The organism is Acidimicrobiales bacterium, from assembly GCA_035540975.1.
In the GTDB taxonomy this organism is placed as follows: domain Bacteria; phylum Actinomycetota; class Acidimicrobiia; order Acidimicrobiales.
Genome location: DATLFN010000162.1, coordinates 1 through 8,993, shown reverse-complemented (window position 1 = coordinate 8,993; position 8,993 = coordinate 1). Strand labels below are relative to the sequence as shown.

The following is an 8,993-nucleotide window of genomic DNA, read 5'->3' as shown; positions in this document are numbered from 1 at the left end:
GCCCGGCACCGGGAAGGGGTTGGGCAGCGGGCGTCGAAGCCTGAGAGGCCGGACGGGGTCCCTTGACTCCGCCGGTATGGTGAACAGAGACGTGTTCCATCCATTCCCTTCCAGGGGGGATGACTTCGCTCTCGGCGCCGGCCGTGCGAGGGCCGTGGCACTGGACGGATGAAGGGTTTGGGGACTGTGGCCAAGGAGCGAGTCGAGCGGGACGAGGAAGACCTTGTCCGCCTCTACCTCACGGACATCGGGCAGTACCCCCTCCTCACCAAGGACGACGAGGTCCGGCTGGCCCAGGCCATCGAGGTCGGCAACGAGGCGCGCCTGGAGCTCGAGAAGCTGGGCAAGAGCCTGGCCGCCCCCCGCCGCCGCGAGCTGCGCCGCCAGCTGAAGCTGGGCGACGACGCCCAGCGCACGTTCGTGCAGTCGAACCTCCGCCTGGTCGTGTCCATCGCCAAGAAGTACCAGGCGTCGGGCCTGCCCCTGCTCGACCTCATCCAGGAGGGCAACCTCGGGCTCATGCACGCCGTCGAGAAGTTCGACTGGCGCAAGGGGTTCAAGTTCTCGACTTACGCCACCTGGTGGATCCGCCAGGCCATCACCCGCGGCATCGCCAACACGGGCCGCACCATCCGCCTGCCCGTCCACGCCGGCGACACCCTGGCCCGCCTCCAGAAGGCGCGGGCCCGCCTGGAGCTGAAGCTGGGCCGTCCGGCCACCCTCTCGGAGCTGTCGGCCGAGGTGGAGATGCCGGAGGACAAGGTCACCGAGGCGCTGCGCTTCGCGGCCGAGCCGCTGTCGCTCTCCGAGCCCCTGCGGGAGGACGGCGACGCCGAGCTGGGCGACGTCGTCGAGGACCGCTCGGCCGAGTCGCCCTTCGAGGTGGCGGCCACGTCCCTCCTGCCCGACGAGATCTCCCGGCTCCTCGGGCCCCTCGACGAGCGGGAGCGGGAGATCCTGCGCCTGCGGTTCGGGCTGGACCGGGGCGAGCCCCGCACCCTCGAGGAGGTGGGCGAGCACTTCAACCTCACCCGCGAGCGGATCCGCCAGATCGAGGCCCGGGCCATGTCAAAGCTGCGGCACCCCAGCTCCGACACCGGTGCCCGCGACCTGCTCACCGTCTAGCGGCGCACCTCGCGTTCTCTGGACGCAAGGCGCCGGCTGGCGGCGTTTCGCGTCCAGAGAACGGCGGGACGTGGCGGAGGTGGACGGGAATCGAACCCGCCGGACGGGGATCACCCGTCCCACCCGCTTTGAAGGCGGGGGAGCCCACCAGGTGCCCGGACACCTCCTCGCCGGCTGGCCCGGCCCGGAAACGCTACTAGGGTTGGCGGCATGAAGAAGCTGCTCCTGCTGGTCGTGCTCATCGCCCTCGGCGCCGTGGCGGCCAAGAAGCTCCGCGTCGAGTAGCCACCCCGCTACCCGGCCTTCTCCGAGCACCGATCCGACGCACGACCGCGGGCGTGACGCGCCCGCGGATCAGCGGACCGACTGCTCCTTCAGGATGCGCTCGAACTGGCGGGCGACGAACGCCTCGGCGAACTCGGGTGAGCTGCGCCGCGCCCGGGCGACGCTGACGATCAGCGAGCGGGCGGACAGGAAGCGGCGCTCGGCGGCCGCCGAGAGGGCCAGGATCGCGGTGAGGAGCACGACCGTGCCGGGCACGGCGAGGAGCAGCCAGGCACTTCGCATGTGCCGTTCGTAGCCCCCCCGTGGCGCCCGGAAACCTGCTCGCGACCCTTGTGCCGGCCGCCGCCGCCGCCCTACAGTGCCGCCGATCCCTTCCCCCGGACCCTGTTCGGCGCGCCCGGAGGAGGAGATCGCGTGCTGGTGGCCTGCTGGTCGGTGAAGGGGGGGAGCGGCACCACCGTGGTGGCCGCCGCCCTCGGGATGATGCTGGCGTCGGCCGGCCCTCGTGGGGCCACGCTGGTCGACCTGGGCGGCGACCTGCCCGCTGCCCTCGGCGTCCCCGAACCCGAGGGACCGGGCGTCGCCCAGTGGCTGGACGCCGGCGCCGGTGTGGCGGCCGACGCCCTGCGCCGGCTCGAGACCGAGGTGGGCGGCGGGCTGGCGCTCGTCGCCCGCGGCGGCGGGCCGATGCCCGACGCCGGCGGCGAGCGGCTGGCGGCGGCCCTTGCCGGCGACCGCCACGCCGTCGTCGACTGCGGGCCGCCCGGCCTGGCGCCCGGCGTGGCCGTCGCCGCCGCCGCCGGCCTGTCGCTGCTCGTGCTCCGGCCCTGTTACCTCGCCCTGCGCCGGGCGCTGGCCGCGCCGCTGCGCCCGTCCGGCGTGGTGCTCGTCACCGAGCGGGAGCGGTCGCTCGGCCGGCGCGACGTGGAGGACGTGCTCGGCGTGCCCGTCCGGGCCGAGGTCGCCTGGGACCCGGTGGTCGCCCGCCGTGTGGACGCCGGGCTGCTCGCCGGGAACCTCCCGCGCACGCTGGAGCGGGCGCTGCGGAGGGCGGCTTGACCCGTCGGGCCGAGCCCCAGGCGCCTCCGGTCGCCGCCGGGCCCGGCCCGGCCGAGCGGGTGCACGCCCGGCTGCTGGCGGCGCCGTCGTCTGAAGGCGGCCACGGGGTGTCGCGGGATGCGGTGGTGCGGCTGGCGGCGGCCGAGGCGCCGCTGCTCGGGGGCGCCGACCTCGACCGGCTGGTCGCCGAGGTCCTGGCCCGCGCCACCGGCCTCGGCCCGTTGGAGCCGCTGTTGGCCGACCCCGCCGTCACCGAGGTCATGGTCAGCGGGCCCGGCCGGGTCTGGGTGGAGCGGCGCGGCGTCCTCGAGCGGGTCGCCGTCGACCTGGACGGGCCGGCCATCGAGCACCTCATCGAGAAGGTGGTCGGCCCCCTCGGCCTCCGGGTGGACCGGTCGGCGCCCATGGTGGATGCCCGCCTGCCCGACGGCTCGCGCGTCAACGCCGTCGTCCCGCCGCTCGCCGTGGACGGCCCGTGCCTCACCATCCGGCGGTTCCCGGCGGTCGCCGTCCCGCTCGCCGCGTTCTGTGCCCCGTCGGTGGCCGCCCTCCTGTCGTGGGCGGTGCGAGCCCGCATGAACGTGGTCGTCTCGGGCGGCACGTCGTCGGGGAAGACCACGCTGCTGAACGCGCTGGCGGCGGAGATCCCGGCCGGCGAGCGCATCGTCACCGTGGAGGACGCGGCCGAGCTGCGCCTGCCCCAGGATCACGTCGTGCGCCTGGAGGCCCGCCCCGGCAACGCCGACGGCGCCGGGGAGGTGCGGGTGCGCGACCTGGTGCGCAACGCCCTGCGGATGCGCCCCGACCGCATCGTGGTCGGCGAGGTCCGCGACGCGGCGGCCATCGACATGCTCCAGGCCATGAACACGGGCCACGAGGGCTCGCTGTCCACGTGCCACGCCAACGGCCCGGCCGACGCCCTCCGCCGGCTGGAGACGATGGTGCTCACCGGCGCCGGCGGCCTGCCCCTGCACGCCGTGCGCGACCAGATCGCCGCCTCCCTCGACCTCGTCGTCCAGGTCGCCCGGGGCGCCGGCGGCGCCCGCCGGGTGACGGCGGTGGCCGAGGTGGTGGACGCCGACGCCGGCGCCGACCTCGGCCGGGCGGCCCCCGGCCGGCGGGTGGAGCTGCTGGCCGACGCCACCGGCGTGCGCCGTCTCCCCTCGCGCCCTCCCCGGCTGGGTGCCGCCGGCTCCCCCGACCCGGCGTGGGTGTCGCCATGACCGCCGTCGCCCCGGGGGTGGCTGGCGCCGTGCCCGGGCTGGCTGCCGCCGTGCTGACCTTCGCCTCCCTCGTCGCCCTGCGCGCCGCCTTCCGCGACCGGAGCCGGGCGACGGCGGCGGGCCGCCTGCGCGCCCGCCCGGCCGCACCGCCGCCGCCGCCGGGCACGACGCGTCGCCCGCCCGTCGGCCCGGCGTGGCTGGGGCGGCGGCTGGACGAGGCCGGCGTCGGTGCGTCGCCGGTCGACGTCCGCCGGTGGTGGGCCATGGTCACCGCGCCGGCCGTGGGCGCCGCCCTCGTGGCGGCGGGACCGGGCGCCGCCGCCCTGGCGGCGGCCGTGTCGGTCGCCGGCCCGTGCCTCGCCTGGCGGCTGGTGCGCCACCGGGGAGCGGCCCGGTTCGAGGCGTCGCTCCCGCCGGCGGTGGAGGCGGTGGCGGCCGGCCTGCGCTCCGGGGCGTCGCTGCGCCAGGCGATCGCCGGGGCGGCCGATGCCGTCGGCGGGCCCGTCGCCGGCGACCTGGCCGCCGTGGCCGCCGCCACCGAGCGGGGGTCGGGCGTCACCGCGTCGCTCGAGCGGTGGGCCGAGCGCCGGCCCCTTCCCGGCGTGCGGCTGGTCGTGGCCGCCCTCTGCCTCGGAGCGGAGACGGGCGGGGCGGCCGCCCAGGCGGTCGACGGCGTCGCCCTCACCCTGCGCCAGCGCCTGGCCGCGCAAGCCGAGGCCAAGGCGCTCGCCACCCAGGCCCGGATGTCGGCCGCCGTGATCGGCGCCTCCCCGGTGGTTTTCTGCGCCCTGGCCGCCGCCACCGACCCGCGCACGGCCGGCTTCCTCCTCCACACGCCGGCCGGCCTGGCGCTGCTGGCCGCCGGCCTGGCCCTGGACGGCGCCGGCGCGCTGTGGATGGCCCGCCTCACCAGGGTCGAGGCGTGACCAGCGGCGTGCGGTGCCCGTCGGCGTCCGGAGGTCCGACGCGCCGGTGCGGACGACGGGGGCGCCGGCCGTGACGGCCCTCGCCCTGGGCGGCGGGTGGGCGGCGTTGGTGCTGGCCGTCGCCTGGCGGCTGCGGCCTCCGCCCGCCCGCGCCCGCGCCCTGCTTCCGACCGCGGCGCCCGGCCGGCGCCGGCCCGACGTCGTCGCCGCCCTCGGCCGGGCCCTGCTGCGGCTGGCCGAGGGCCGCCGCCCCGCGGGGGCCCGGGCACCCGTCCGCTCACCCCGGGCCGTCGGCGCTGGGGCCATCGCGGTGGTTGCCGCCGCCGCCGTGGCGCTGCCGCTGGCGGCCGCCGTCGCCTTCGCCTGGTGGGCCGTGCCCCGGCACCGGGCCCGCTCCGCCGAGCGCCGCCGGGCCCAGCGGCTGGAGTCGGCCCTCCCCGAGACCGTCGACCTGCTGGTGCTCGCCGTGGGCGCCGGGTGCAACGTCGCGCTGGCCGTCGCCGCCGCCGGCCGGCGGGGGAGCGGGCCGCTGGCCGCCGAGCTGCGGCGCATCGCCGGCGAGGTGGCGCACGGCCGGCGCCTGGCCGACGCCCTCGACGAGCTGCCCGAGGTGGCCGGCGAGCCGACCCGCTCGCTGGCCGGCGTCCTCGCCCGCTGCGAGCGCTACGGCACGCCCGCCCTGCCCGCTCTCCGGCGCCTGGCCGACGAGGTGCGCGTCCAGCGCCAGCGCCGGGCCGAGGCGGCCGCCCGGCGGGTCCCCGTCACCCTGCTCTTCCCCCTGGTCGTCTGCATCCTCCCCGCCTTCGCGCTGCTCACCGTGGCGCCCCTCGTCGCCGGCGCCCTCCGGGAGCTGCGCCTGTAGCCACGTTCCTGCCAGGAGGCACCCATGACCACCCTGTTCGTCCTCGTCTCCTCCTTCGCCGGCCTCGCCGGCGGCCGGCGCCCCCGCACCGAGCGGGGCCAGGCGTCGGCCGAGTACGCCCTCGTGCTGCTCGGCGTCGCCGCCGTCGCCCTGCTCGTCAGCGCCTGGGCGGCCAAGACCGACGGCATCGGCCGCCTGTTCGACGCCGTCATGGACAAGCTCGTCGACTCCGTCAAGTGACCGACCGCCGGCGGCGCGCCGCCGGCCAGGCGGCGGTCGAGGTCGCCCTGGTGATGCCGGTGGTGGCCCTGCTCCTCCTCGGCGTCGTCCAGGTCGCCCTCGTCGTACGCGATCAGGTGCTGGTCGTCCACGCCGCCCGCGAGGCGGCGCGGGCGGCCGCCGTCGACCCGTCGCCCGGGGCGGCCCGGCAGGCGGCGGTGGCCGCCACGTCGCTCCGCCCCGAGCGGCTGGACGTCGACGTCCCCCCGGCCGGGGGCCCCGGCCGGCTGGTCACCGCGACCGTCGCGTACCGGTCGCCGACGGCCGCGCCGCTCATCGGGCCCCTGCTCCCGGACGTGGTGGTGCGCGGGCGTGCGTCCATGCGCCGCGAGCATTGAGACGGTTCGCGCCGTTCGCCCCGCCGAACCTCGCCATCGGCCGCGATTTTCCGTCGTACGGCGTCATCGCCGCCCTGGTTCGCCGTCTAACTCCAGGCACGAAGCTCCCGGCAATGGGCCGGTCTCAGGGGCGGAACTGAAAGGCTGACATGGCAACCATCCGACGGCTCGCGGGTCTCGCGGGCGCTCTCACTCTTGCCGGGGCACTGGTGGCCCCTCCTGCGACGGCCCAGGCGGCCAGGCCCGAGACCTACATCGGCAGCGCGGCGGGCCGCGCCCTCGACCTCACCGTCCTCTCCCTCCCCAAGGTCACCCTCGGGGTGTCGTCCGCCAAGGTGACGTCCCTGCTCACCGCCGTCGGCGAGGGCGTCGGGTCGCTCGGACTGGTCGGCACCCTCCAGAAGGCCGAGGTCGCCAACACCGGCAGCTCGACGCTGCCCGAGAACTGCGCCGTGCCCCTGCCCATCGCCGGCATCCTGAACGTGGGCCTGGCCTGCGGCTCGGCCAGCGCGTCGATCCTCGACAACAACCCCGTCGCCACCGGCGAGGGGTCGGTGGCCGCCGTCGACCTCAACGGCCAGACCCTGCTCGACACCGTCGGGCCCATCACCGAGACGGTGAGCGACACGGTGGCGACGGCACTCGACCCGGTCTGCGGGCTGGTGGCCCTCAGCTGCGGCGTCACCGACACCGTGGGCGACGTGCTCACCAGCGTCCTGGAGACCAAGACCCTCGAGGTCAGCGCCGGCAGGTCCATCTCGTCGGTCACGAGCGACAACGGCAAGATCACCGCCACGGCCTCCTCGACGGGCGCCGAGATCAAGCTGCTCCCGCTGCCCGTGGTCGGCGGTGTCGTGAACGACGAGCCCCTGGCGACCATCGTGGTCGGCACGGCCAGGGCCACCGCCGTCTACGACCGGGCCGTCGGGAGCTCGACGCCCACCGTCGACCCGGCGCTGGTGACCGTCAAGCTCAACTCGGTCCTTGCCTCGACGCTCGGCATCCCCGCCGAGGTCACCGTGCCCGTCGGCCAGTCGCTGGTCGTCCCCGGCACCGAGGGCACGCCGCTGGAGACGGAGATCGTGGTCGCCGCCGGCCGTACCGCCACCAACCCCGACGGCACCGTCAGCGCCTTCGCCGACGCCGTCAAGGTCCACGCCCTCAAGGGCGTGAGCGGCGGCATCCTGCTGGCCCTGGCCAGCGCCGAGGCGGGCGTGGGAGGCACCCTGGCGGCGGCCGCCCCGGTCCCGGCGGTCGAGCTGCCCCGCACCGGCGGCACCCCCTGGATGCCCCTGGCGGGCGCCGGCGTGCTGGGCCTGGCCGTGCTGGTACGGCGAGTCGTGGCACGCTGATGGGGTCGCGCCCGGTGTGGACCGCCTTCCGCACTCCCGCACCGGGCGACTCGCCCTGCTTCACCTTCGACGCTCGCCCGCCGAGGAGATCCACGTGGATTCGGTGATCTATTTCTTCCGTCGCTCCCGAACGGCCCGAGTGGGCTTGTCGGTGCTGTCCGTGGTGCTGTTCCTGTCGGCGGTGGGCCTCCTCGGCTACCCCGTCTACACGAACTTCTACCAGGGACGCGTCCAGAACAAGCTGGACAAGCAGATCGCCAGCCCGGAGCACGTCGAGAAGTACCGGGCCGGCAAGCTCGAGGACGGCGACGCCCTCACCCGTCTCAAGATCCCCGCCCTGAACGTCGACGTGGTGGTCGTGGAGGGCACCTCGGCCAGCGCGCTGCGGGCGGGCGCGGGCCACTACCCCAAGACGCCGCTGCCCTGCGAGGCCGGGAACGTGTCCATCGCCGGCCACCGCACGACGTACGGCAAGCCCTTCGCCAACATCGACCGGCTCAAGACCGGTGACGCCATCATCCTCGAGACCCCGGTGGGATCGTGCACCTACGAGATGAACCGGGCGCCGTTCATCGTGAAGCCCACCGACTTCTCGGTCGTGGCGAACGACCCGTCGACCAGCGAGCTCACGCTCACCACCTGCCACCCCAAGGGCTCCGCCAAGGAGCGCCTGATCGTGAAGGCGACGCTCACCGCGGGCACGCCTTCCAAGGCCTGACGCCGGGGGGCCCGGCGCGCAGCGTGCGAAAAGTACGGCATTCTGGATGGATGGTGGGGGCATGAGGGCAATTCGGCGGCTGGTGATCTCGGGCGGCGCAGCCGTCCTGCTGTTGGTCGGGGCGGCGGCGCCGGCGTGGGCGACGGAGCCCGCCAACCCGGTGGTGACGGCGCCGACGGGGACCGTGGACGTCACGGACACGCAGGTGGTCGCCACGTGGCAGAAGAACGACGGCGAGGCGACGGCGCCCGCCCGCCTCAGGCTGGTGCGGCCCGGCGGGAGCGTCAGCAACTCGAGCGTCACGGCAGGCGCCACCATGCGGTTCCCGGTGAAACTGCTCGTCAACGGGACCTACACCGCCCAGGTGGAGATCGACTGGCGGGAGGAGCGGCTGTTCGGCCTCAGCGACCGCACGGGGACGGCGACCAGCGCCGAGCGGTCGTTCAAGGTCGCCGCCCCGCCGGCGCGACCCGGCGGCGTCACCACCGCGGTCGACGCCGGCGCCCGCACCGTCAAGGTCACCTGGGAGAAGAACGGCGAGGCCGACATGCGCCGCTACGAGGTGCTCCGCTCCCACAACGGCGGCGACTTCACCAAGGTGGGCGGCGTCGACCACCCGGAGACCGAGTACGTGGACGCCACCACGGCCGACGCCGGCGGCGACTACCGCTACCTCGTCGTCGCCTTCCGGGCGGGCGTGGACTCCAGCGTCGCCTCCCAGGTCGCCTCCGACCCGTCGGCCCTGACCCCCACGTCCACCGCCAAGGTGCCGGACCCGCCGCCGCCGGCGTCGGCCGTGGTGGCGTCCACGTACTCGGTCTCCGGG

Annotated in this window: 11 protein-coding genes and 1 tRNA gene; 10 read left to right on the top strand and 2 right to left on the bottom strand. The window is 76.1% G+C overall.

All coding sequences use genetic code 11. From position 1 onward, the window contains the following. Positions 1-186: 186 nt before the first annotated feature. Positions 187-1,125: a sigma-70 family RNA polymerase sigma factor gene (locus VM242_15905; protein ID HVM06642.1), complete on the top strand. Its 939-nt coding sequence runs from the start codon at positions 187-189 to the stop codon at positions 1,123-1,125. 71 nt (positions 1,126-1,196) lie between these two features. Here VM242_15905 and VM242_15900 read toward each other — a convergent pair. Next, a tRNA-Sec gene (locus tag VM242_15900) sits at positions 1,197-1,292 on the bottom strand. A gap of 187 nt (positions 1,293-1,479) precedes the next feature. Then, positions 1,480-1,692: a hypothetical protein gene (locus VM242_15895; GenBank protein ID HVM06641.1), complete on the bottom strand. Its 213-nt coding sequence runs from the start codon at positions 1,690-1,692 to the stop codon at positions 1,480-1,482. A 132-nt stretch (positions 1,693-1,824) separates the two neighbouring features. On the opposite strand from VM242_15895, the gene VM242_15890 reads away from it, so the two are divergent. From VM242_15890 to VM242_15850, 9 genes are all read left to right on the top strand, one after another. Continuing rightward, entirely contained in the window at positions 1,825-2,469 is a 645-nt protein-coding gene (locus tag VM242_15890; GenBank protein ID HVM06640.1) for a hypothetical protein, read from the top strand. Beyond that, positions 2,466-3,692, top strand: coding sequence for a CpaF family protein (locus VM242_15885; protein HVM06639.1), 1,227 nt, complete (start codon positions 2,466-2,468; stop codon positions 3,690-3,692). The genes VM242_15890 and VM242_15885 overlap by 4 nt, the downstream gene beginning before the upstream one ends. Then, on the top strand, positions 3,689-4,618 hold the full coding sequence (locus tag VM242_15880; protein HVM06638.1) for a type II secretion system F family protein: 930 nt from the start codon (positions 3,689-3,691) through the stop codon (positions 4,616-4,618). Before VM242_15885 ends, VM242_15880 begins: the two co-directional genes overlap by 4 nt. A gap of 13 nt (positions 4,619-4,631) precedes the next feature. Continuing rightward, the gene (locus VM242_15875; GenBank protein HVM06637.1) at positions 4,632-5,480 is read left to right on the top strand and encodes a type II secretion system F family protein; all 849 of its coding nucleotides are present in this window, start codon (positions 4,632-4,634) and stop codon (positions 5,478-5,480) included. A 24-nt stretch (positions 5,481-5,504) separates the two neighbouring features. Further along, on the top strand, positions 5,505-5,720 hold the full coding sequence (locus VM242_15870; GenBank protein HVM06636.1) for a hypothetical protein: 216 nt from the start codon (positions 5,505-5,507) through the stop codon (positions 5,718-5,720). After that, positions 5,717-6,097, top strand: coding sequence for a TadE/TadG family type IV pilus assembly protein (locus tag VM242_15865; GenBank protein HVM06635.1), 381 nt, complete (start codon positions 5,717-5,719; stop codon positions 6,095-6,097). The genes VM242_15870 and VM242_15865 overlap by 4 nt, the downstream gene beginning before the upstream one ends. Before the next feature lie 209 nt (positions 6,098-6,306). Then, positions 6,307-7,449, top strand: coding sequence for an LPXTG cell wall anchor domain-containing protein (locus tag VM242_15860; GenBank protein ID HVM06634.1), 1,143 nt, complete (start codon positions 6,307-6,309; stop codon positions 7,447-7,449). 151 nt (positions 7,450-7,600) lie between these two features. Further along, positions 7,601-8,167 carry a sortase gene (locus tag VM242_15855; protein ID HVM06633.1) on the top strand — a complete coding sequence of 189 codons (567 nt, stop codon included), beginning with the start codon at positions 7,601-7,603 and terminating at the stop codon, positions 8,165-8,167. 61 nt (positions 8,168-8,228) lie between these two features. Beyond that, positions 8,229-8,993, top strand: a 765-nt coding sequence (locus VM242_15850) for a hypothetical protein (protein ID HVM06632.1), incomplete at its 3' end; no start/stop codon positions are given.